The organism is Streptomyces sp. NPDC005281 (genome assembly GCF_040607495.1).
GTDB lineage: Bacteria > Actinomycetota > Actinomycetes > Streptomycetales > Streptomycetaceae > Streptomyces.
Genome location: NZ_JBEXGX010000011.1, coordinates 92,539 through 114,444, shown reverse-complemented (window position 1 = coordinate 114,444; position 21,906 = coordinate 92,539). Strand labels below are relative to the sequence as shown.

The window sequence follows — 21,906 nt, the reverse complement described above, 5'->3', positions numbered from 1 at the left end:
GAGCTCTCGGCCGCCGGGCTGTGACCGGTCCCGGCGGCCCGCCGGGGCTGGTCGCGTACCGGGCGGACCGCTGGTCAGCCAACCACGGACTGCTCGTCAGCCCACCCGGTGGCCGTTCTCCAGTTCCGCCGTTCCCGAACCGTCCGCCAGGACGTCGAGCGCGGTGAGGACCCGGCGGCCCGAGGCGCCCGGCAGGTGGGCGGCCAGCTCCTCGCGCGGCACCAGCCGCCAGGACAGCAGCTCCTCCTCCTGGAGCCGGATCGCCTCCAGGTCCCGCTCGCCCAGCACCCCACCGTCGTACAGATAGGCCACCAGCGGCGGGCGTCCCGTCCCGAGGACCCAGTCGACCGCCAGCAGCCGTCCGAGCTCCACGTCCAGGCCGATCTCCTCGGCGGTCTCGCGGCGCGCGCCCTGCCGCGGGCTCTCGCCTTCGTCCGACTCCACCGTTCCGCCCGGAAGTGTCCAGCCCTCGCGGTAGTTCGGTTCGACGAGCAGTACCCGCCCGTCGGTGTCGCGGAAGAGGGTGGCGGCCCCGGCGAGGACGCGGGGCAGGCCGGCGATGTACGCGGCGAAGTCCGAAGTGGTCACTTCGGCAGGGTAACGAGAAGACCCGCGCGTTCTCCGTCTGCGCCTTCGGCGGCGCCTCCGTCTGCGCCGGCCCCGGAACCCGGCCCGGACCGGATCTCCGCCAGCGCCGCGGGCCCGGGTTCCGGCTCAGGCTTCGACCAGGGCGACCGTGCGTGATGCCAGCTCGCTGATCCGTACCCCGTCGAAGCCGAACACCGCGCTGCGGACGGTGTCCTCCAGCGGGTCCTTCCACTGCGGGGGAATCGCCTCCGCCCCGCACAGGACGCCCGCGACGGAACCCGCGGTCGCGCCGTTCGAGTCCGTGTCCAGGCCGCCCCGGACCGTCAGCGTGATGGTGCGGGTGAAGTCCCCGTCGCCGTACAGCAGCCCGGCGGTCAGCACCGCCGCGTTCGGGACCGTGTGGATCCAGCCCATCCCCGAGGTCTCCTCGGACAGGGTGGTGAGCGTGTCCTCCCAGGTCATACGGGTCTCGTGGAGCGCGATCACCCGGCGCACGGTACGGGACAGACGGCTGCTCGCCGGGATCACGTCGAGCGCCGTGCCCAGCGCGTCCCGGACGGACGGGGCGGTGAAGGACGCGGAGATCAGCGCCGCCGCCCACATCGCGCCGTAGACACCGTTGCCTGTATGGGACAGAACGGCGTCACGGCGGGCCAGCGAGGCCGCGCGCTTCGGCAGTCCCGGGGACGTCCAGCCGTAGACGTCCGCGCGGATCAGCGCGCCGATCCACTCCTGGTAGGGATTCTCGTACGTCGCCGTCACCGGCGGTTTCAGGCCCTTGGCGAGGTTGCGGTAGGCGGCGCGCTCCGCCGTGAACGTCTGGAGATACGGAAGGCGCGCCAGCCACAGGTCACCGACCTGCTCGGTGCTGAACGAGAAGCCGTGCGTCTCCAGCAGGTCGAGTCCGAGGATCGCGTAGTCCACGTCGTCGTCACGGCAGCTGCCGTGGATGCGGCCGCGCACGCAGCTGCGCCACTCCGGCCGCAGCTCGAACTCGCCCCCGTCTTCGTCGGCGGGCCCGGGGAGATAGTCGGTCAGGGGCAGGGCCCCGGCCTGCCGCAGATAGCGGTCGATCCGGTCCCGCGTCCAGTGGTCGCCCTGCTCGACCGGCTTGCCGAGCATGTTGCCCGCGATCCGGCCCAGCCAGCCTCCGAGGACGCGGTCGGCGATGTCGGTGCCCACAGGGGTCATGGCTCCGGTCTACCCAATTCCGGCCGGGCGTGCGCGCCGGGACGGGGCGGAGCCGGGTACGCCGGGGCGGTCCCGCGGGTTGGGCAGGGGCATGACGGCGGGGGCCCGCTCCGGTTATGGTCGCAGCGGCGCGACTGCCTTGACGTGTGCAAGGCCAGGAAGCAAGGGGAATGCAAGGTGGCGGACGCTGCTGTGGATCGGACCCCGCGTGTGCTCATCGCGGCGGACAAGTTCAAGGGATCGCTCACGGCCGTACAGGTCGCGGAGCGGGTGACGGCCGGGCTGCGACGGGCCGCGCCGCACGTCGAGGTCGAGTCGCTGCCCGTGGCCGACGGCGGCGACGGCACCGTCGACGCGGCGGTCGCGGCCGGATTCGAGCGCCGCGAGGTGCGCGTGGCCGGACCGCTGGGCCACGAGGTGACCGCCGCGTTCGCGCTGCGCGGGGACACCGCGGTCGTGGAGATGGCCGAGGCGAGCGGGTTGCAGCGGCTGCCCAAGGGCGTCTTCGCGCCGCTCTCGTCCTCGACGTACGGCTCCGGGGAACTGCTGCGCGCCGCGCTGGACGCCGGTGCGCGCACGATCGTCTTCGGCGTGGGCGGCAGCGCGACGACGGACGGCGGCGCGGGCATGCTCTCCGCGCTCGGCGCGCGCTTCCTCGACGCGGACGGTGAGCCGGTGGCTCCCGGCGGCGCCGCGCTGAGTGACGTGCAGAAGGCCGATCTGTCCGGCCTGGACGACCGGCTCGCCGCGGTCGACCTCGTCCTCGCCAGTGACGTGGACAACCCGTTGACCGGCCCCCAGGGCGCGCCCGCCGTCTACGGCCCTCAGAAGGGCGCCGGTCCCGACGACGTGGCGGTGCTGGACACCGCCCTCACCCACTTCGCCGGTGTCCTGGAGAAGGAGATCGGGCCGAAGGCCGCCGGGTACGCCGGCGCGCCCGGCGCCGGTGCCGCGGGAGGGGTCGGTTACGGGGCCTTGGTCCTCGGCGCACGCTTCCGGCCCGGCATCGACGTGATGCTCGATGTGCTCGGCTTCGCGTCCGCGCTGGAGCGTGCCACGCTGGTGATCACCGGTGAGGGGTCGCTGGACGCGCAGACCCTGCACGGAAAGGCGCCCGCCGGGGTCGCGGCCGCCGCCCGGGCGCAGGGCAAGGAGGTCGTCGCGGTCTGCGGCCGTCTGGCCCTGCCGCCCGAGGCGCTCGGCAGGGCGGGCATCCGGCGGGCCTATCCGCTCACCGAGGCGGAGCCGGACATCGCGAAGTGCATCGCCGACGCCGGGCCGATCCTGGAGCGGGTCGCGGAGAACATCGGGCGGGACTTCCTCGTCTGAGGGGTCGGGGTCTCACCGCCCTGGGCCGGGTGCCGCGGGCTGCGGTTGTCCTGCGGACGTCGGCTGTTCCGCGGGCGGCGGCTGTTCCGCGGACGTCGGCTGTACCGCGCGGGACGAATCGCGGGCCACACCCGCCCCGCCCCGGCCCCCGCCCCCGTCTCACCGTCCCGGCCCCGTGACCGCCGTGGCGCCCGCCAGTCGGTAGGCGTCCAGGGCCAGGGTCATCTCGATCAGGTCGCGGGGCCGGGCCAGTTGGCGTGAGGTCAGCTGTTCCAGCCGGCGCAGGCGGTTGAAGACGGTGTTCCGGTGGCAGTACAGACGTCCTGCCGCGCGCCCGGCGGACCCCTCGCAGGCCAGCCACATGTCCAGCGTCTCGATCAGCACCGCCCGGTCGCCGGGTTCGAGCTCCAGCAGCGGGCCGAACACGTCCGACACCAGCCGGCCCGCCAGCTCCGGCTGGCTCACGACGAGCGCCGTCGGCATCCGCTGGTCGAGGCGTACGACACCGGTCGCGTCCGGCGGACAGGTGCGCAGCGCCAGTTCGGCCCACCGCCGGGCCCGCCCCAGCTCGCCGAGACCCGAGACCACAGGACTGATGCCGCCCGGACCCGAACGGCGTCCGTCCAGCAGCCGGGCCACCCCGTCAAGACCCTGTCCGGCGTCCAGCGCCACCACCGCGATCTCGCAGTCGGCCCGCATCCGCCAGATGAACCGCAGCCCCGCGCCCACCACCGGCCGGACACAGACGTCCCGTCCGTCGTGACGCTCCGTCCGCAGCACGACGACGGCGTACGGTCCGTGCTCGGGCAGATCGAGCCCTGCGGCCGCCCGCGCCGCGAGCCCGGGTGCCTCCTGGCCCTCGAGCAGGGCGTCGAGCAGCGCCTGCAACTGCTCGTCGGTGCGCCGCCGCAGCTCCCGTTCCGTGGCGAGGTAGGACTCCGAGGCGGTCGCGGCCTGCGCGTCCACCGCCGACCACACCATCGTGGCGCACCGCATGAGCACACCGAGCCGCTCGGGCTCCCGGCTCGCCGCGCCCTCCATCAGTGCGTCCCACACCAGATAGCCCGCGGCGCGGTAGGCGTGCACGAGGAGTTCGAGCGGCAGCCCCTGGAGGGCCCGCCGCCTGCCCGCCTCCTCGGCGTGCGCCAGATCGCGGCGCGGTGAGTCCCGCGGCGCGGAGATCGCCTTGATACCGATGCGCATCGCGGTCTCCGCCTCCCGCCACTGCTGGTCGTACGGCAGCACCTGTCCGTAGACGGGGGAGTACTCGGTGAGCTGCCTGACGTGCTCGTCGACGAGCTCGGGCAGCCGTTCCAGCAGAGCCGTGCACGACTCCGCGAGCAGCTTCCAGTCATGACCGGTCCGCGGTCTGCGCCCTCCCATGGCCGGAGGATGCCACCGGGACCCGGGGTCGCACAGGCCCCTGACACGCGGTGTTGTGCGCGTGCACAACGGGCGGGCGCCACCGGTGGGCTGCCGCCGCGTATCCGCCCCGGCCCGTGGACGGGGGTGTCCGCCGGTGCTGAGGTGAGCGCCACACCGAGCGAGGACAAGGGAGATGCCATGGGCGGTTCCGCTCTGCTCGTGCGGGAACTGTCGGTCGGATACGGCCCCGTACGCGCTCTGCGCCATGTGTCGTTGGAGGTGCCCGAGGCAGCCGTGGTGACGGTGCTCGGCGGCAACGGCGCGGGCAAGTCGACGCTGCTGCGGGCGGTGTGCCGGACCCTCTCCTTCCACGGGGGAGCGGTCACCGGCGGCACGGTCACCCTCGGCGGACGCCCGCTCGACCGGCTTCCACCGGACCGGGTGGTGGCCGCCGGGGTATCCCAAGTCCCTGAAGGGCGCCGGGTGTTCAGCCGTATGACGGTCGCGGACAATCTGCGCGCCGGGGCACTCGGCGGCCCCCGTGGACGCGCGGAGCGGGCGCGCGCCCTGCGTCGCGTGCACGAACTGTTCCCCGTCCTCGCCGACCGCGCCGGACAGCGGGCGGGGCTGCTCTCCGGCGGGGAGCAGCAGATGCTCGCGGTCGGCCGGGCGCTCATGGGCGCCCCCAAGGTGCTGCTGCTCGACGAACCCTCCCTCGGACTCGCCCCGTTGATGGCGGCGCGGATCGCCGACACCGTGCGGGAGATCAACGAGCAAGGCACCTCCGTCCTGCTCGTCGAACAGAACGCCGTCCTCGCCCTGCGCCTCGCGTCCAGCGCCTACGTCCTGGAGGTCGGCGAGGTCACCCTGTCCGGTCCCGCGGACGAACTCGCCGCCTCCGACGAGGTGCGCCGCCGCTACCTCGGCGTGGTCGACGAGGACGCCGCGGCCGACGCTGCGGCCCCGTCCGACGGTCTTCCGTCCCTGTCCCGCTGGAAGGGGTGACCTGCCGTGGAAGAACGCGACAGCACGTCAACTCCCGCGCCGGGCAGGATGTCGGCGACCGAGCCGGCGACCGCGCCCTCTGACATTCCGTCGCTCGACGTCCGGGACGTGACCGTCCGGTTCGCCGGGCTGACCGCGCTCGACGCGGTGAGCTTCACCGTGCGTCCGGGCACCGTGCACGCCCTCATCGGCCCCAACGGCGCCGGGAAGTCCACCTGTTTCAACGTGCTGTCCGGTGTGTGCCGGCCCGCCGCCGGAAGCGTCCGCCTCGGGCAGCACGAGCTCACCGGGCTGCCGCCGCACCGGATCGCCGGACTCGGCGTGGCCCGCATCTTCCAGAACCTCGCGCTGCCCCCGCACGCCACCGTCGAGGACTGTCTCCTCCTCGGCCGGCACCGGCTGACCCGCGCCGGATTCCTCGCCGCCGGACTCCGGCTGCCCTCGGCGGCCCGCGAGGACCGGCTCCACCGCGAACGCGTCCGCGAGATCGCCGCGTTCGTCGGCCTGGAGGACCAACTCGACAGGCCCGCAGGCTCGTTGCCGTACGGACAACAGAAGCTCGCCGAGCTCGCCCGGGCCCTGTGCATGGAACCCCGGGTCCTGCTCCTGGACGAACCCGTCGCCGGCATGACCGCCGACGAACGACGCCGTACCGCCGCCGTCGTAGCGGGAGTTCGCGACAGTCTCGGCATCTCGATCGTGCTGGTGGAACACGACATGGGCGTGGTGATGCGGCTCGCGGACGCGGTGACCGTCCTGGACTTCGGGCGCCGGATCGCCGACGGCGCCCCCGCGGACGTACAGAACGACCCGGCGGTGGTACGCGCCTATCTGGGCGAGCGCGCCGACCCAGAGGAGACCCAGCCATGAGCACCTTCGCCGAACTCTTTCTCAACGGACTGTCGTTGGGCTCCGTCTACGCCCTCATCGCACTCGGATTCGTCGTCATCTTCCGGGCCACCGAGGTCGTCAACTTCGCGCACGCCTCCCTGCTGCTCGCGGGCGGCTATGTCACCGCGGTCCTCCACGACGACATCGGCTTCTGGCCAGCGCTGCTCGCGGGCGTCGCGGGCGCCGCGCTGGTGGGCGCCGCCGTGGAGTTCCTGGTGATACGCCGCTACCGGGGCTCCGACCAGAGCGTCCTCGCCATCGTCACCATCGGCGTCGACATCCTGCTCACCACCGAGCTGACCCGCCGGATCGGCACGGACGTCCTGGCCATGGGCGACCCCTGGGGCGACGCCGTCCTCACCGTCGGGCCGGTCTCCATCGCCCACACCCGGATCGCGGCCTTCGTCACGGCGTCCCTGCTCATCACCGCCTTCCTGCTGGCCTTCCGGCTCACCTCCTGGGGCGTGGCGACGCGCGCCGCCGCGGAGAGCCCGGAGACCGCCGCCCTGATGGGCGTCCGGCTCGGCCGGGTGTCACTGGGGGCCTGGGCGGTGGCGGGCGGCCTCGCGGCCGTCGCCGCGCTGTTCCTGACCGTCTTCCCGACCCCCGGGCTCGAACGCGCCACCTCGCTGGCCGCGCTCAAGGCGTTCCCCGCGGCGATCCTCGGCGGCCTCGACTCGACCACCGGCGCGCTGGTCGGCGGACTCCTCGTCGGCGTCACCGAGTCCATGGCCACCGGCTACCAGAGCGACCTCACCTTCCTCGGGCGCGGCCTCGGCGATCTCGCGCCCTACGTCGTCATGGTCGCGATCCTGCTCATCCGGCCCGCCGGACTGTTCGGCACGAAGGAGCTCGCCCGTGTCTGAGGTCCTCACCCGCGACGAGGCAGGCAGCGCGCCCCGGGCCGCCCGCCGGCACCCGGTCCGGCCGCCCGGCCCCCGGACCGCGATCGGGGCCGCCGGAGCCGTCCTGCTGCTCGCCCTGCCCTTCTACGTCGACCGCTTCTGGCTGGAGGCCGGACTCTTCGCGATGGCCGCCGCGATCGGCGCGATCGGCCTGAACCTCCTGACCGGCGCGACCGGGCAGCTCTCCATGGGGCACGCCTTCTTCCTCGCGGTCGGCGCGTACGGCTACTGCGTGTTCGCCGCCGACGGGGGCGACGGGCTCACCGGCCTGGGACTGCCCACCTGGCTCGCGGCCGTGCTCGCCGTGGTTGTCTCCGGCATCGCCGGCGGTCTGTTCAGCCCGATCGCGGGACGGCTGCGCGGTGCCTACCTCGGCATCGCCACACTCGCCCTGATCTTCATCGGACAGCACGTCCTGTTCAACGCCCGGGATCTGACCGGCGGCTTCAACGGCCGTGACGTACCGCCGCTGAGCCTCTTCGGGCTCACGTTCGACGACCGCGAGCTGGTCGTCGCGGACGTGCCGTTCGGCTCGGCGGAGAAGCTCTGGTACGTGGGTCTGCTGCTGCTCCTCGGCTGCGGGCTCTTCGCCCGAGGGGTGCTGCGCGGCCGCCCCGGCCGGGCGATGAACGCCATCCGCGACCACCGGATCGCGGCCGGGGTGATCGGTGTGCCCGTCGCCCGCTACCGCGCCGGCGTCTTCGTCCTGTCCTCGATGTACGCGGGTCTGGCCGGGGTGCTGCTCGCCCTGGTCTTCCAGCGCACGGTGCCGGACTACTTCGGGATCACGCTCTCGCTCGACTACCTCGCCATGATCGTCATCGGCGGGCTCGGCTCGGTCGCCGGGGCGGTGGCGGGGGCCGTCTTCGTCTCGCTGCTGCCGCAGCTTCTGACCCGCTACAGCGACACCCTGCCGCTCGTCTCCGACCCCGGCACGGGCGGGATCGCGCCCGGTGAGGCGGCCCGGTACCTGTACGGCGCCGCCGTCGTGGCGGTGGTGCTCTTTCTTCCGGGCGGCCTGGTCAGGGTGACCGCCCGGCTCCGCGTCAAGCCCCGTCCCGGGGCCACTCCAGGGGAGGAACGATGAGAACGACACACACCGCGCGGCTGGCCGCCGGGGCGCTGGCCGCCCTGCTCGTGCTGGCCGGATGCAGCTCCAAGGCCAAGACCGGCGGCGGTGACAAGCCGGCGGCCGGCGGGGTGAAGACCGGCGAGGGGATCTCAGGGAAGACGATCAACCTCGGGGCGCTCACCGACATGAGCGGTGTCTACGCGACGCTCGGCAAGAGCGTCACCCAGGCTCAGCAGCTCTATGTGAAGCAGACCAACGCCGCCGGCGGTGTCTGCGGCTACAAGCTGGCGCTGACCGTCCGCGACCACGGCTACGACCCGCAGAAGGCCGTCTCCGGCTACACGGAGCTCGCGCCGAAGGTGCTGGGCTTCACCCAGTTCATCGGCTCGCCGTTCGTCGCGGCCGTCAAGCAGCGCATCGACGGCCAGGACAAGGGTCTGGTCCTGCCGCAGGCCTGGTCGGCCACCCTGCTGGGCAGCCCGTACATCCGGCCCATCGGCTCCACGTACGACATCGAGACGATCAACGCGATCGACTTCCTGATGAAGGAGAAGGGGCTCAAGAAGGGCGACAGCATCGGCCATGTGTACTTCGAGGGGGACTACGGCGAGAACGCCCTGACCGGCTCGCGGTACATGGCGAAGCAGTCGGGTCTCAAGGTCGTCGAGCAGAAGATCAAGCCGACGGACAACGACATGACCGGCCAGGTCGTCGCGCTGAAGAAGGCCGGGGTCAAGGCCGTCGTGATCAGCGCCGGTCCGCGGCAGGCGGCCTCCCTCGTCGGGGTCGCGGCGGCCCTGAAGTTCGACGTGCCGGTCATCGGCAACAACTCGGCGTTCGCCCCGCAGCTCCTCGCCACCGCGGCGGCCCCGGCCCTGGAGGCGAACTTCTACGTGGCCAACCCCTCGCTGCCGATCGGCGCGGACACCCCGAAGGCGAAGAAGCTGGTGGCGGACTACAGGGCCGCCTATCCGAAGGACGCCCTGGACAACGGCGTGGTCGCCGGCTGGACGGCCGCGTCGGCGTTCGGCGAGGCGCTGAAGAAGGCCTGCGCGGCCAAGGACCTCACCCGCGAGGGAGTCGACAAGGCCCTGCTGACCATCGACTCGTTCGACCCTGGGTTCGGCGTCCCCCAGAACTTCACCGACCCGAAGTCGGCGTCGTCGAAGCAGAGCGTCATCCTCCAGCCCGACAAGAACGCGGTGGGCGGGATGAAGGTCGTCCGCGAGGCGGAGGCCTCGTCCGTCGCCCAGGGGTACACACCGGGCGCCTGACACCAGCGCGCGCCCGGCGCCTGATCCCGTGCGCCCCCGCGTGGGGGCGCACGGGACGGGAAGGACTCCGCCCGGGCACAGAAGTCTCCGCCACAGCACAAGGGCCCCGAACCGTGTGGTTCGGGGCCCTTCGGCGACGTACGGGGTGTTACGGGAGCTGTGCGGCTCGTGCCTCACGGCGGTTGCCCCGGAAGTTGTTCACCCGGCGGGCCGTGGCGAACAGCGGGATCACCGCGCCCATGACCAGCTGGAGAGCGCAGCCGGTCTGGAGGAGCAGCTGGCCGCCCGGCGCGTCGAACGCCCACGCGGCCAGGAGACCCATCGAGAGCACGATCCACGAGAGCATCGCGACCGCGAGGCGACCCCGCGGCTTGGGGTACTCGACCCGGCTCACCATCAGCCAGGCGGTGCCCATGATCGCCATGAGCGTGGCGACGAAGGGCAGCTCGAGCAGGATGATCGAGACCACGGTCAGCGCGCCGAACGGGCTCGGCATGCCCTGGAACGTGCCGTCCTTCACCGTGACGCAGGAGAATCTCGCGAGCCTCAGCACCACGGCGAGCAGCACCACGATCGCCCCGACCGCCGCCACCTTCTGGTAGGCGTCGTCCGCGACCATGCCGTACACGAGCACGAAGTAGGCCGGTGCGAGACCGAAGCTGATCAGGTCGGACAGGTTGTCCAGCTCGGCGCCCATGGGGGAGGAGCGCAGCTTGCGGGCAACCAGGCCGTCGAACAGGTCGAAGACCGCGGCGCAGAGCATGAGGATCACGGCCGTTGCGGCGGAGTGACGGGCCATGCCCGACTCGTCGCTGCCCGTGAGGTGCGGGATCAGGATGCCGGTGGTGGTGAAGTACACCGCCATGAAGCCGCACGTGGCGTTGCCGAGCGTGAGCGTGTCCGCTATCGAGAGGCGGAGCGAGAGAGGCATCTCCTCGTCGTCGTCCATCTCATCGGCCTCCGGCACCCAGCCGGCCTGTGTCTCGGGATCAATCACGGTCAATTCGAGTCACCCCAGCCACGGTCTTCTGACCGACCTCCACGTCGACCTCGACACCCTCGGGGAGGTAGATGTCCACGCGCGAGCCGAAGCGGATCAGACCGATCCGGTCGCCCTGCTCGACCTTCGTCCCCTGAGGGACGTACGGCACGATGCGGCGGGCGACGGCGCCGGCGATCTGGATCATCTCGATGTCACCGAGTTCGGTGTCGAAATGCCAGACGACGCGCTCGTTGTTCTCGCTCTCCTTGTTGAACGCCGGAACGAACCCACCGGGGATGTGCTCGACCGACGTCACCGTGCCGGAGAGTGGCGCGCGGTTGACGTGGACGTTGAGCGGGCTCATGAAGATCGCGACGCGGGTGCGTCCGTCCTTCCACGGCATGATGCTCTGCACCACACCGTCGGCGGGCGAGATGACCCGGCCTTGCGTGATCTCACGCTCGGGGTCGCGGAAGAACCACAGCATCCCGGCCGCGAGAGCGGTGACGGGTACGGCCACGGCCTTGGCCGCGCCGGAACGGCGCGAACGGGCCAGGCTGAGTGCTGCGGTGGCAACGGTCGGGAGAAGCCACGGCGATGCTCCGCGCGCGAGGCGGACCCGGCCGCGAGGTGCAGAGGTTTGGCTGTGGGGCATGGATGACCTTCGTAGCGGATGATGCCGCGCTCGAACGGGGGACGGCGGCTTTCACGCGATCGTACCGGTCGCAGACCGCAACTGGGCAAGCCAAGATGCGGAGTCGACGGCTGGAGAGAGCTGACGGGGTGTGATCTTCTTCGCGATGAAAACACCCCGAACCCGGACATCTAGCCCTGGAGTCGATACTCTTCGAGCAGTCGGCGCCCGATGATCATTTTCTGGATCTCGGCGGTACCTTCGCCGATCAGCAGCATCGGCGCCTCACGGTAGAGGCGCTCGATCTCGTACTCCTTGGAGAAGCCGTAGCCGCCGTGGATCCGGAAAGCATCTTCAACCACCTCTTTGCAGTACTCGGAGGCGAGGTACTTCGCCATCCCTGCTTCGAGGTCGTTTCGTTCACCAGAGTCCTTTTTGCGAGCTGCGTTCACCATCATTGCATGGGCGGCCTCGACCTTGGTAGCCATCTCGGCCAGCTTGAACTGGATGGCCTGGTGCTGGGCGATCGCCTTGCCGAAAGTGTGACGTTGCTGGGCATATGAGACGCCGAGCTCAAATGCACGCTGCGCGACACCGCAGCCACGAGCCGCGACATTGACGCGGCCGACCTCGACTCCGTCCATCATTTGGTAAAACCCTCGGCCGGTGGTGCCGCCGAGAACCCGATTGGCCGGAATGCGCAGTCCGTCCATGATGAGTTCGGTGGTGTCGACCCCCTTGTAACCCATCTTGTCGATCTTGCCGGGGATGGTCAGGCCGGGACGGACCTCTCCGAAGCCCGGCTCCTTCTCCACGAGGAAGGTCGTCATCGACTTGTGGGGCGCCGTGCCCTCCGGGTGTCCTTCGTCACTCCGGACCAGAACGGCCACCAGATTCGATGATCCACCGTTCGTCAGCCACATCTTCTGGCCGTTGAGGACGTACTCGTCGCCGTCCTTCACCGCCTTCGACGTGATCGCCGACACGTCGGAGCCGAGAGCCGGCTCCGACATGGAGAAGGCGCCGCGTACGTCGCCGAGCGCCATCCGGGGCAGGAAGTGGTCCTTCTGCTCCTGCGTCCCGTGCTGCTTGAGCATGTACGCCACGATGAAGTGGGTGTTGATGATGCCCGAGACGGACATCCAGCCGCGGGCGATCTCCTCGACGCACAGCGCGTACGTCAGGAGGGACTCGCCCAGACCGCCGTACTCCTCGGGGATCATCAGCCCGAAGAGGCCGAGCTCCTTGAGCCCGTCGACGATCGCTTGCGGGTACTCGTCGCGGTGCTCCAGCTCGGTCGCGACCGGGATGATCTCCTTGTCCACGAAATCGCGGACCGTGGAGAGGATCTCCTGCTGGACGTCGGTCAGACCGGCGGTCTGGGCGAGTCGCGCCATGACTACTTCTCCGTCTTCTTCTCCGCCGGGGCGGTGAGTTCGGGCCGGCCGGGCTGCTCGCCGCCGCGCTCCTTGATGTACGTCTCGGTGGGGACCATCACCTTGCGGCGGAACACGCAGACCAGCGTGCCGTCCTGCTTGTAGCCCTTGGTCTCGACGTAGACGATCCCGCGGTCCGACTTGGACCGGGAGGGCGTCTTGTCGAGGACCGTGGTCTCGCCGTAGATCGTGTCGCCGTGGAAGGTCGGCGCCACGTGCTTGAGCGACTCGACCTCCAGGTTGGCGATCGCCTTGCCCGAGACGTCCGGCACGGACATCCCGAGGAGCAGGGAGTAGATGTAGTTCCCGACGACGACGTTCTTCCCGAAATCGGTCGTCTTCTCCGCATAGTTGCTGTCCATGTGGAGCGGGTGGTGGTTCATGGTCAGCAGACAGAAGAGATGGTCGTCGTACTCCGTGACCGTCTTTCCGGGCCAGTGCTTGTAGACCGCCCCGACCTCGAACTCTTCGTAGGTGCGTCCGAACTGCATGGTGCTCAGGCCTCCGGGGCTTCGAACGAGGTGGTGCGCTGCATGCCGGCGGCCCGGCCCTTGCCCGAGATGACGAGCGCCATCTTGCGGCTGGCCTCGTCGATCATCTCGTCGCCGAGCATCGCGGAGCCCTTCTTGCCGCCCGCCTCCGACGTGTAGTAGTCGTACGCGTCCAGGATCAGCTCGGCGTGGTCGAAGTCCTCCTGCGAGGGGGAGAAGATCTCGTTCGAGGCCTCCACCTGACCGGGGTGCAGCACCCACTTGCCGTCGAAGCCGAGGGCCGCGGCACGCTGGGCGACCGCGCGGTAGCCGTCGATGTTGCGGATCTGGAGGTAGGGACCGTCGATCGCCTGGAGGTTGTTGGCGCGCGCGGCCATCAGGATCTTCATCAGGATGTAGTGGTAGGCGTCCGCCGGGTAGCCGGGCGGCTGCTCGCCCACGACCAGCGACTTCATGTTGATCGACGCCATGAAGTCGGCCGGGCCGAAGATGATCGTCTCCACGCGCTGCGAGGCGGTGGCGATCTCGTTGACGTTGTTCAGGCCCTGGGCGTTCTCGATCTGCGCCTCGATGCCGATCTTGCCGACCTCGAAGCCCATGGTCTTCTCGATCTGCGTCAGCAGGAGGTCGAGCGCCACGACCTGCTGGGCGGTCTGCACCTTCGGCAGCATGATGCAGTCGAGGTTCTGCCCCGCGCCCTCGACGACCGTGACGACATCGCGGTACGTCCACTCGGTCGTCCAGTCGTTGACGCGCACGACCCGTGTCTTGCCGGTCCAGTCACCCTCGTTGAGGAACTTGACGATGGTGTGCCGGGCGTCGGGCTTGGCCAGCGGCGCGCACGCGTCCTCCAGGTCGAGGAAGACCTGGTCCGCGGGGAGGCCCTGGGCCTTCTCCAGGAAGCGGGGGTTGCTCCCGGGGACCGCGAGACAGGAGCGTCGCGGACGCAGACGGTTGACGGGCGTGCTCATGCGAGGACCTCCAGGGGGTCGAGCTTGTTCGCTTTCCGGATCTCGTCGACGATACGGCCGATGATTCCGGTGATGTCGAAGTCCTTCGGTGTGAAGACCGCGGCCACTCCGGCGGCCCGCAGCTGTTCGGCGTCGGCGTTCGGGATGATCCCGCCCGCGATCACCGGAATGTCGCCCGCGCCGGCCGTGCGCATCTTCTCCAGAACGTCCGGCACCAGCTGGGCGTGCGAGCCGGACAGGATGGACAGGCCCACGGCGTGCACGTCCTCGGCCACGGCCGCGTCCACGATCTGATCCGGGGTGAGCCGGATGCCCTGGTAGACCACCTCGAAGCCGGCGTCACGGGCCCGCACGGCGATCTGCTCGGCGCCGTTGGAGTGCCCGTCAAGGCCCGGCTTGCCCACCAGGAACCGGAGGTTGCCGACACCGAGGTCCTTCGCGGTCAGTTCCACCTTGCGGCGCACCAGGGCGAGCCCGGTGCCCTCCTCGGCGGTGACCGCGACGGGCGCGGACGAGACACCGGTCGGGGCGCGGAACTCGCCGAACACCTCGCGCAGGGCCCCGGCCCACTCGCCGGTGGTGACACCGGCGCGGGCGCACTCCAGGGTGGCCTCCATGAGGTTGGCGGTGCCCTTCGCGGCCTCCTTCAGCCGTTCCAGCGCCTTGCACGGGCGCGGGTGGTTGAAGGGCGGCTGGTAGCGCGTGTCACGCCAGGTCTGGAGGGCGGAGATCGCCTGGGCCTCGACCGCGGGGTCGACCGTCATGATCGCCGCGTCCAGGTCGGCCGTGAGCGGGTTCGGCTCGGTCGACTGGAAGATGTTGACGCCGACGATCTTGTCGGTGCCGCCCTCGATACGGGCCCGGCGCTCGGCGTGCGAGGAGACGAGCTGCGACTTGAGGTAGCCGGACTCGACGGCGGCCATCGCGCCGCCCATCGCCTCGATCCGGTCGATCTCGGCCAGCGACTCCTCGACGAGGTCCGCCACCTTGGCCTCGATGACGTGCGAGCCCTCGAAGATGTCCTCGTACTCCAGCAGGTCGCTCTCGTGCGCCAGCACCTGCTGGATGCGCAGCGACCACTGCTGGTCCCAGGGGCGGGGCAGGCCCAACGCCTCGTTCCAGGCGGGCAGTTGTACGGCACGGGCGCGGGCGTCCTTGGAGAGGGTCACGGCCAGCATCTCGAGTACGATCCGCTGGACGTTGTTCTCCGGCTGCGCCTCGGTCAGACCGAGGGAGTTGACCTGGACGCCGTACCGGAAGCGCCGCTGCTTGGGGTCCTCGATGCCGTACCGCTCGCGCGTGATCTTGTCCCAGATCCGCCCGAACGCCCGCATCTTGCACATCTCCTCGATGAAGCGGACGCCCGCGTTCACGAAGAAGGAGATACGGGCCACGACATCGCCCCTGCGGTCCTCGGCGATCTGCCCGGACGCGAACACCGCGTCCAGCACGGCGATCGCGGTGGACATCGCGTACGCGATCTCCTGGACCGGAGTGGCGCCCGCCTCCTGGAGGTGGTAGCTACAGATGTTGATCGGGTTCCACTTGGGGATGTGGTTGACCGTGTACGTGATCATGTCCGTCGTGAGACGGAGGGAGGGCACCGGCGGGAAGACGTGCGTCCCCCGCGAGAGGTACTCCTTCACGATGTCGTTCTGGGTCGTGCCCTGGAGCGTGGTGATGTCGACGCCCTGCTCCTCGGCGACGACCTGATAGAGCGCCAGCATCCACATGGCGGTGGCGTTGATGGTCATCGAGGTGTTCATCTGCTCCAGGGGGATGTCCTGGAACAGCCGGCGCATGTCACCGAGGTGCGAGACCGGCACGCCGACCCGGCCGACCTCGCCGCGGGCGAGGATGTGGTCCGGGTCGTAGCCGGTCTGCGTCGGCAGGTCGAAGGCCACGGAGAGCCCCGTCTGCCCCTTGGCGAGGTTGCGCCGGTACAACTCGTTGGACGCCTCGGCCGTGGAGTGGCCGGCATACGTGCGCATGAGCCACGGCCGGTCCTTCTCCCGCCGCCCATCCGCGATCTGACGCTCTGTCATGGGTGACCTCAGACGTTCCGGAAGCGGTTGATGGCGTCGATGTGCGTGGCGCGCTTCTCCTGGTCGCGCACGCCCAGACCCTCCTGGGGCGCCAGCGCGAGCACGCCGACCTTGCCCTGGTGGAGGTTGCGGTGCACGTCGTAGGCGGCCTGCCCGGTGTCCTCCAGGGAGTAGACCTTGGAGAGCGTGGGGTGGATCTTGCCCTTGGCGACCAGGCGGTTGGCCTCCCACGCCTCGCGGTAGTTCGCGAAGTGCGAGCCGATGATCCGCTTCAGCGACATCCACAGGTAGCGGTTGTCGTACTCGTGCATGTAGCCCGAGGTCGAGGCGCAGGTGGTGATGGTGCCGCCCTTGCGGGTGACGTAGACGCTCGCGCCGAAGGTCTCGCGGCCCGGGTGCTCGAAGACGATGTCGATGTCCTCGCCCCCGGTGAACTCGCGGATGCGCTTGCCGAAGCGCTTCCACTCCTTCGGGTCCTGGGTGTGCTCGTCCTTCCAGAACTTGTAGCCCTCGGCGTTACGGTCGATGATCGCCTCGGCGCCCATCGAGCGGCAGATGTCCGCCTTCTGCTCACTGGAGACGACACAGATCGGGTTGGCACCGCCGGCCAGCGCGAACTGCGTGGCGTACGAGCCGAGTCCGCCGCTCGCGCCCCAGATCAGGACGTTGTCGCCCTGCTTCATGCCGGCGCCGTTGCGGGAGACCAGCTGCCGGTACGCGGTGGAGTTCACCAGCCCGGGAGCGGCGGCCTCCTCCCAGCTCAGGTGGTCCGGCTTCGGCATCAGCTGGTTGGACTTGACGAGCGCGATCTCGGCGAGGCCGCCGAAGTTGGTCTCGAAGCCCCAGATGCGCTGCTCGGGGTCGAGCATCGTGTCGTTGTGGCCGTCGGAGGACTCCAGCTCGACGGACAGACAGTGCGCGACGACCTCGTCGCCCGGCTTCCAGGAGTTCACACCCGGGCCGGTGCGCAGGACGACGCCCGCGAGGTCCGAACCGATGATGTGGTACGGCAGGTCGTGGCGCTTGCTGAGGTCGCTGAGCCGCCCGTAGCGCTCCAGGAAGCTGAAGGTCGACACCGGCTCGAAGATCGACGTCCAGACCGAGTTGTAGTTCACGGAGGACGCCATCACGGCGACCAGGGCCTCGCCCGGGCCGAGCTCCGGCACCGGCACGTCGTCCAGGTGGATCGACTTGCGGGGGTCCTTGTCGCGGCTGCTGAGCCCGGCGAACATCTCCGCCTCGTCCTTGTGCACGGTGATCGCGCGGTAGGACTCGGGGAGCGGAAGTGCGGCGAAGTCTGCGGACGTGGCCGTCTGCGACTGAATCGCGTCCAGGATTTCCTTCACGGTGTTGCCTCCGGCGATGCGCGTTCCGAGGGAGAACGCTGAGGGTTACGTCGGTGCTGCTGCTGAGGGGTGTGCCGTCGGTTCGGCGAAGGTGGTGCTTTGGCAGCGCTGTGGTTGGCGCGAGAGGTTGCCTGTGACGCAGGCGTCCGGGCACGCAGGCCATGGGGCTTGCGGGGACAGCCGACGTACGAATGGTCTCTGCACGCCGGCCGCCCGGACTCCTTCAACGTATGGCACGCCGTGTCACCTGACAAGGCACGGAGTGCCAGAAGTTGCGCTCAGGTGAAATCTTTACGTAACACGTGAGCGATGATCGATCAGATCGGGCGGCAGAGGGTCAGATCACGGCACAAAGAAGCCGGACCCGCTCGAAATGAGCGGGTCCGGCGAGGTCTTGGTTTCGAGGGAGCGTTTCGGGGAACGCGCTAGGACCGTTCCTTGAGGGCCTGCTCGATGGTGCGCATCACCTGGTCGAGCGGGGCGTCGACACGGGCGACGGTCACCAGGACGTCCCCCTCGGTGAAGGCCGACGCCTGTGCCGGTCGCGTCGCGGTCTCCCGTCCCGCGCCGATCCCGGTGCCGAAGGTCTTGCGGACGATGGCGAAGGCGTGGTCCAGCTGCGACTCCACGTCGCCCTGGCCGCCGGCCCGCAGCCATCGCCGCAGGACGTGGTTGTGGGCCGTGACCACGGCCGACGCGGCGACCTCCGCGAGCAGCGGATCGTCGTTGGCGTCGTCGTCGTGCGCGTGCTCGTCGAAGTGGCCGAGGAGGTAGCGGGTGAAGAGCCGCTCGTAGCGGGCCACCGAGGCGATCTCCGCCTCGCGCAGCGTCGGCACCTCGCGCGTCAGCTTGTAGCGCGAGACGGAGATCTCGGGCTGTGCCGCGTACATCCTCATGACTTCCTTGATGCCGCGGCACACGGTGTCGAGCGGATGCTCGTGCGCCGGTGCCGCGTTCAGCACCGCCTCGGCCCGGATCAGGGTGTCGTCGTGATCGGGGAAGATCGCCTCTTCCTTGGAGCGGAAGTGGCGGAAGAACGTACGCCGGGCCACTCCGGCCCGGGCCGCGATCTCGTCGACCGTGGTCGCCTCGTACCCCTTGGCGGCGAACAGCTCCATGGCCGCGGCCGCCAGTTCCCGGCGCATCTTGAGGCGTTGGGCCGCCGCGCGACTGCCCGCGGCGCTCTCCGGCGCATCGGGCGTGGCTGGTGTGCGTGAGGACCTGGCGGGCTGGGGCATGCCCCGAACGTACTGCATGTGCGCAGGAGAGCGCGCATGTCCGGGGATCCCCCCGCCCGGGAAGGGCAGGGGGTGTCCGGTGGGGCCGAGGAGTCCGCCCCAGTCGCCGTCGGCCGCGAGCCGGTCGCCCTTCCCCTCAGCGGCGGGCATATTCGCGGAAGCCGCGGCCCGTCTTGCGGCCGAGGCAGCCCGCGGCCACCAGGTGCTCCAGGAGCGGCGCGGGGGCCAGTCCCGGGTCCCGGAACTCACGGTGCAGGACCTTCTCGATCGCCAGCGAGACGTCGAGCCCGACCACGTCGAGCAGCTCGAACGGCCCCATCGGGTAGCCGCCGCCCAGCTTCATCGCCGCGTCGATGTCGTCCAGCGAGGCGTAGTGCTCCTGCACCATCTTGATCGCGTTGTTCAGGTACGGGAACAGCAGCGCGTTCACGATGAAGCCGGCCCGGTCGCCGCAGTCCACCGGGTGCTTGCGGATCTTCGCGCAGACCTCGCGCACGGTGGCGTGCACGTCGTCCGCGGTCAGCACGGTCCGCACGACCTCGACGAGCTTCATCGCCGGGGCCGGGTTGAAGAAGTGCATGCCGATGACGTCCTGCGGGCGCGAGGTGGCGCGGGCGCAGGCGACGACAGGCAGCGAGGAGGTGGTGGTGGCGAGGATCGCGCCCGGCTTGCAGACCTTGTCGAACGCGCCGAACAGCTGCTGTTTGATCTCCAGGTCCTCGGCGACCGCCTCCAGCGCGAGGTCCACGTCGGCGAAGTCGTCGTAGCTGCCGGTCGGGGTGATCAGCTCCAGGGTCCGCGCCGCCGCCTCGGCCGTCATCCGGCCCTTGTCGACGGAACGGGCCAGCGACTTGCCGATCCGGGCCTTGGCGGTCTGCGCCTTCTCCTCCGTACGGGCGGCGAGGACGACCTCGTACCCGGCCTTGGCGAAGACCTCGGCGATACCGGAGGCCATCGTGCCGGAGCCGGCGACACCCACCGAGCGGATGACGCGGCCCTCCGCCAGGACGGCACCTTCGAGCGGCGTCAGCGCGTCCCGCACGACGGCGTCGCTGCCCGGGGCCTCGTACGTGTAGAAGCCGCGGCCGGACTTGCGCCCGGTCAGGCCCGCCTCGCTGAGCTGCTTGAGGATGGGAGCGGGGGCGTGCAGCCGGTCGTGCGACTCGGAGTACATCGCCTCCAGCACGGTCCGCGCGGTGTCCACGCCGATCAGGTCGAGCAGCGCGAGCGGGCCCATGGGCAGCCCGCAGCCGAGCTTCATCGCCGCGTCGATGTCCTCGCGGGAGGCGTACTTCGCCTCGTACATCGCGGCCGCCTGGTTGAGGTAGCCGAAGAGCAGCCCGTCGGCGACGAAACCGGGGCGGTCGCCCACCGCGACCGGCTCCTTGCCGAGTTCGAGGGCCAGGTCGGTGACCGCCGAGACGGCCGTCGGCGCGGTCAGCACCGAGGAGACGACCTCGACCAGCTTCATCGCGGGAGCCGGGTTGAAGAAGTGCAGACCGAGCACGCGCTCGGGGTGCGCCGAGTCGGCGGCAAGGCGCGTCACGGACAGCGCGTTGGTGCCCGTCGCGAGGATCGCCGTGGGGCGCACGATGGTGTCGAGGGCCCGGAAGACCTGCTGCTTGATGTCGTACGACTCCGGGGTCACCTCGATGACGAGGTCGGCGGCGGCCGCGGCGGCGAGGTCGGTGAAGGTGCGGAAGCGGGCGAGGGCGCCGGTGCGCTCCTGCTCGCTCAGGTGCTCGCGGCGCACGGCGCGGGCGGTGGAGGCTTCGAGGGTGGCCACGGCCTGGGCGGCCGCGGCTTCGCTGATGTCGATGCCGATCACGTCACGGCCGGCCCGGACCAGGACCTCGGCGATGCCGGTGCCCATGGTGCCGAGGCCGATGACGGCGACGGTCTTCAGCGGGGACAGAGGGGTGTCGGACAGGGGAGTGGCCATCGCGGGACTCCTGGAGGAAGTGACGACTGAGGAGCGCACGCGGGTACGCCGACAGGCGTACGGCGTGCGGAGGTTGCGGGTGTTTCCGGGCTGACGAGCGCACACGCCCGGTGCCGTCCCGAAGCGCCGACGAACGGGCGCCCATGGGCGGTGAAAGCCGACCGGCCCTGTCCCGGAGCCATGCCGTACTGCGGTACCTGAAGTACCGAACCGACTGCTCTCACGGTGGCTGCGTCACCAGGCCACCGAGAGGTGAGACACGAGTGGGTAACTCGCTCGTCTGAGCTTAACCCGCCGGTAACGAGCGCGCCAGCCCCCGACTTTGTGATGTACGTCCCCGCACCTCACGGGCTTGCCTAAGGGCTGTCCCGTAATCCCCGGTGGATCAGCGCGCGGCGTCGGATGCGGTGCATCGCAAGGCGGAGGGTCGTCCTCGTACTGGGCGTATTCGGGCGATCCGACAACGCGGCGTGGGGGTACCCCCTGCTCGAAGAGCTTGGGGGAGCCGTAGCTGTCGTCGTGCGCCCGCCGGGGATCACTGGACAGCCCTTAAGCTCGGCCCATGGACGAGGCGTTGCGATCACTCACGGAGCGTTTACGGAGCGAGGCCGGGGCCGGGGGCTCGGCGGCGTACGAGCGTCTCGCGGCGGCCGAGGACCCCGATGTGCTGGCCTCCGTGCTGACCGAGCCCGGACAGCCGCTCTGGGCGCGGGAGTTGGTCGCCTTCCGGCTCGGCACGGCAGGCGACAAGCGGGCTTTCGAGGCGCTCGTCCTGCTGCTCAACCACCGTGATCCGCAGCGCTGCGCATCCGCCGCCCACGCCCTGGCCCGGCTCGGCGACCCGCGCACCGCCCGCGCCGCCGCGGCGCTCGCCACGAACGAACTGCGGGTCGCGTACGCGCTCCAGCCGGTACGGCTCCTGGTCGAACTGCGCGCGCCGGAGGCCGTTCCCGCGCTGATCACCACCCTGGAGCGCAGGCTGCGCCCGCACGACCCCTACCGCAAGGTCGCCCTCGCGTGCGCGGAAGGACTGGGCGTGCTGGGCGACACCCGCGCGAGGGGGGTTCTGCACGAGGCGTTGGCGCACCCGGCGCTCGCGGAGACGGCCGTGCGCGCACTGAACCGGCTGACCGGGGAGTGGGACTAGGGCCGGCCTGTACCGGGCGGCACCCGCGTGCGCTCACGCGGGCGGGCCTGGGGC

The 21,906-nt window shown here is 70.4% G+C and carries 19 protein-coding genes; 7 read left to right on the top strand and 12 right to left on the bottom strand.

Features of this window, described 5'->3' with window-relative positions; translation table 11 throughout:
- Positions 1-96: 96 nt before the first annotated feature.
- A complete protein-coding gene (locus tag ABZV42_RS17395) occupies positions 97-588 on the bottom strand; it encodes an NUDIX hydrolase (RefSeq protein ID WP_355978711.1) in 492 nt (163 codons plus the stop codon).
- A gap of 126 nt (positions 589-714) precedes the next feature.
- The gene (locus ABZV42_RS17390; RefSeq protein ID WP_356052457.1) at positions 715-1,779 is read right to left on the bottom strand and encodes an ADP-ribosylglycohydrolase family protein; all 1,065 of its coding nucleotides are present in this window, start codon (positions 1,777-1,779) and stop codon (positions 715-717) included.
- Positions 1,780-1,989: 210 nt separating this feature from the next.
- Between ABZV42_RS17390 and ABZV42_RS17385 the strand changes: the two genes are divergently transcribed.
- Entirely contained in the window at positions 1,990-3,108 is a 1,119-nt protein-coding gene (locus ABZV42_RS17385; RefSeq protein ID WP_356052643.1) for a glycerate kinase, read from the top strand.
- A gap of 159 nt (positions 3,109-3,267) precedes the next feature.
- Here the strand turns inward: ABZV42_RS17385 and ABZV42_RS17380 are convergent, their stop codons facing one another.
- Positions 3,268-4,491 carry a helix-turn-helix domain-containing protein gene (locus tag ABZV42_RS17380; RefSeq protein WP_355978706.1) on the bottom strand — a complete coding sequence of 408 codons (1,224 nt, stop codon included), beginning with the start codon at positions 4,489-4,491 and terminating at the stop codon, positions 3,268-3,270.
- Positions 4,492-4,671: 180 nt separating this feature from the next.
- Between ABZV42_RS17380 and ABZV42_RS17375 the strand changes: the two genes are divergently transcribed.
- The 5 genes from ABZV42_RS17375 to ABZV42_RS17355 all read left to right on the top strand — a co-directional run bounded on the left by ABZV42_RS17375 (position 4,672) and on the right by ABZV42_RS17355 (position 9,620).
- Positions 4,672-5,478: an ABC transporter ATP-binding protein gene (locus ABZV42_RS17375; protein ID WP_356052455.1), complete on the top strand. Its 807-nt coding sequence runs from the start codon at positions 4,672-4,674 to the stop codon at positions 5,476-5,478.
- A gap of 48 nt (positions 5,479-5,526) precedes the next feature.
- The gene (locus ABZV42_RS17370) at positions 5,527-6,348 is read left to right on the top strand and encodes an ABC transporter ATP-binding protein (RefSeq protein ID WP_355978911.1); all 822 of its coding nucleotides are present in this window, start codon (positions 5,527-5,529) and stop codon (positions 6,346-6,348) included.
- Entirely contained in the window at positions 6,345-7,235 is an 891-nt protein-coding gene (locus tag ABZV42_RS17365) for a branched-chain amino acid ABC transporter permease (protein ID WP_355978705.1), read from the top strand. The genes ABZV42_RS17370 and ABZV42_RS17365 overlap by 4 nt, the downstream gene beginning before the upstream one ends.
- 82 nt (positions 7,236-7,317) lie before the next feature.
- A complete protein-coding gene (locus ABZV42_RS17360) occupies positions 7,318-8,361 on the top strand; it encodes a branched-chain amino acid ABC transporter permease (RefSeq protein ID WP_356052641.1) in 1,044 nt (347 codons plus the stop codon).
- The gene (locus ABZV42_RS17355) at positions 8,358-9,620 is read left to right on the top strand and encodes an ABC transporter substrate-binding protein (protein WP_356052453.1); all 1,263 of its coding nucleotides are present in this window, start codon (positions 8,358-8,360) and stop codon (positions 9,618-9,620) included. Before ABZV42_RS17360 ends, ABZV42_RS17355 begins: the two co-directional genes overlap by 4 nt.
- 148 nt (positions 9,621-9,768) lie before the next feature.
- Here ABZV42_RS17355 and pssA read toward each other — a convergent pair whose 3' ends face one another.
- The 9 genes from pssA to ABZV42_RS17310 all read right to left on the bottom strand — a co-directional run bounded on the left by pssA (position 9,769) and on the right by ABZV42_RS17310 (position 20,705).
- Complete coding sequence (gene pssA, locus ABZV42_RS17350) at positions 9,769-10,587, bottom strand: CDP-diacylglycerol--serine O-phosphatidyltransferase (RefSeq protein WP_355978905.1); 819 nt, start codon at positions 10,585-10,587, stop codon at positions 9,769-9,771.
- A gap of 22 nt (positions 10,588-10,609) precedes the next feature.
- The gene (locus tag ABZV42_RS17345) at positions 10,610-11,257 is read right to left on the bottom strand and encodes a phosphatidylserine decarboxylase (RefSeq protein WP_355978699.1); all 648 of its coding nucleotides are present in this window, start codon (positions 11,255-11,257) and stop codon (positions 10,610-10,612) included.
- Between the two features lie 170 nt (positions 11,258-11,427).
- Positions 11,428-12,633, bottom strand: a complete 1,206-nt coding sequence (locus tag ABZV42_RS17340; RefSeq protein WP_355978696.1) for an acyl-CoA dehydrogenase family protein — start codon at positions 12,631-12,633, stop codon at positions 11,428-11,430.
- A 2-nt stretch (positions 12,634-12,635) separates the two neighbouring features.
- Positions 12,636-13,163: a MaoC family dehydratase gene (locus tag ABZV42_RS17335; protein WP_261705053.1), complete on the bottom strand. Its 528-nt coding sequence runs from the start codon at positions 13,161-13,163 to the stop codon at positions 12,636-12,638.
- 5 nt (positions 13,164-13,168) lie between these two features.
- The gene (locus tag ABZV42_RS17330; RefSeq protein ID WP_037621468.1) at positions 13,169-14,134 is read right to left on the bottom strand and encodes a CoA ester lyase; all 966 of its coding nucleotides are present in this window, start codon (positions 14,132-14,134) and stop codon (positions 13,169-13,171) included.
- Complete coding sequence (locus tag ABZV42_RS17325; protein ID WP_355978693.1) at positions 14,131-16,179, bottom strand: protein meaA; 2,049 nt, start codon at positions 16,177-16,179, stop codon at positions 14,131-14,133. Before ABZV42_RS17325 ends, ABZV42_RS17330 begins: the two co-directional genes overlap by 4 nt.
- Positions 16,180-16,187: 8 nt before the next feature.
- On the bottom strand, positions 16,188-17,525 hold the full coding sequence (gene ccrA, locus ABZV42_RS17320; RefSeq protein ID WP_355978690.1) for a crotonyl-CoA carboxylase/reductase: 1,338 nt from the start codon (positions 17,523-17,525) through the stop codon (positions 16,188-16,190).
- A gap of 425 nt (positions 17,526-17,950) precedes the next feature.
- Entirely contained in the window at positions 17,951-18,763 is an 813-nt protein-coding gene (locus ABZV42_RS17315) for a TetR family transcriptional regulator (protein WP_355978687.1), read from the bottom strand.
- A gap of 136 nt (positions 18,764-18,899) precedes the next feature.
- Positions 18,900-20,705, bottom strand: coding sequence for a 3-hydroxyacyl-CoA dehydrogenase family protein (locus tag ABZV42_RS17310; RefSeq protein ID WP_355978684.1), 1,806 nt, complete (start codon positions 20,703-20,705; stop codon positions 18,900-18,902).
- Positions 20,706-21,267: 562 nt separating this feature from the next.
- Here ABZV42_RS17310 and ABZV42_RS17305 point away from each other — a divergent pair.
- Positions 21,268-21,852: an adenylosuccinate lyase gene (locus ABZV42_RS17305; protein WP_356052451.1), complete on the top strand. Its 585-nt coding sequence runs from the start codon at positions 21,268-21,270 to the stop codon at positions 21,850-21,852.
- The last annotated feature ends 54 nt before the right edge of the window (positions 21,853-21,906 follow it).

Excerpts from the sequence above, each read along its gene's own strand:
- ABZV42_RS17390 (WP_356052457.1), bottom strand. The coding sequence starts at position 1,779 with ATGACCCCTGTGGGCACCGACATCGCCGACCGCGTCCTCGGAGGCTGG.
- ABZV42_RS17380 (WP_355978706.1), bottom strand. The coding sequence starts at position 4,491 with ATGGGAGGGCGCAGACCGCGGACCGGTCATGACTGGAAGCTGCTCGCG.
- ABZV42_RS17375 (WP_356052455.1), top strand. The coding sequence starts at position 4,672 with ATGGGCGGTTCCGCTCTGCTCGTGCGGGAACTGTCGGTCGGATACGGC.
- ABZV42_RS17370 (WP_355978911.1), top strand. The coding sequence starts at position 5,527 with ATGTCGGCGACCGAGCCGGCGACCGCGCCCTCTGACATTCCGTCGCTC.
- ABZV42_RS17365 (WP_355978705.1), top strand. The coding sequence starts at position 6,345 with ATGAGCACCTTCGCCGAACTCTTTCTCAACGGACTGTCGTTGGGCTCC.
- ABZV42_RS17355 (WP_356052453.1), top strand. The coding sequence starts at position 8,358 with ATGAGAACGACACACACCGCGCGGCTGGCCGCCGGGGCGCTGGCCGCC.
- ABZV42_RS17345 (WP_355978699.1), bottom strand. The coding sequence starts at position 11,257 with ATGCCCCACAGCCAAACCTCTGCACCTCGCGGCCGGGTCCGCCTCGCG.
- ABZV42_RS17340 (WP_355978696.1), bottom strand. The coding sequence starts at position 12,633 with ATGGCGCGACTCGCCCAGACCGCCGGTCTGACCGACGTCCAGCAGGAG.
- ABZV42_RS17335 (WP_261705053.1), bottom strand. The coding sequence starts at position 13,163 with ATGCAGTTCGGACGCACCTACGAAGAGTTCGAGGTCGGGGCGGTCTAC.
- ABZV42_RS17330 (WP_037621468.1), bottom strand. The coding sequence starts at position 14,134 with ATGAGCACGCCCGTCAACCGTCTGCGTCCGCGACGCTCCTGTCTCGCG.
- ABZV42_RS17325 (WP_355978693.1), bottom strand. The coding sequence starts at position 16,179 with ATGACAGAGCGTCAGATCGCGGATGGGCGGCGGGAGAAGGACCGGCCG.
- ABZV42_RS17315 (WP_355978687.1), bottom strand. The coding sequence starts at position 18,763 with ATGCCCCAGCCCGCCAGGTCCTCACGCACACCAGCCACGCCCGATGCG.
- ABZV42_RS17310 (WP_355978684.1), bottom strand. The coding sequence starts at position 20,705 with ATGGCCACTCCCCTGTCCGACACCCCTCTGTCCCCGCTGAAGACCGTC.
- ABZV42_RS17305 (WP_356052451.1), top strand. The coding sequence starts at position 21,268 with ATGGACGAGGCGTTGCGATCACTCACGGAGCGTTTACGGAGCGAGGCC.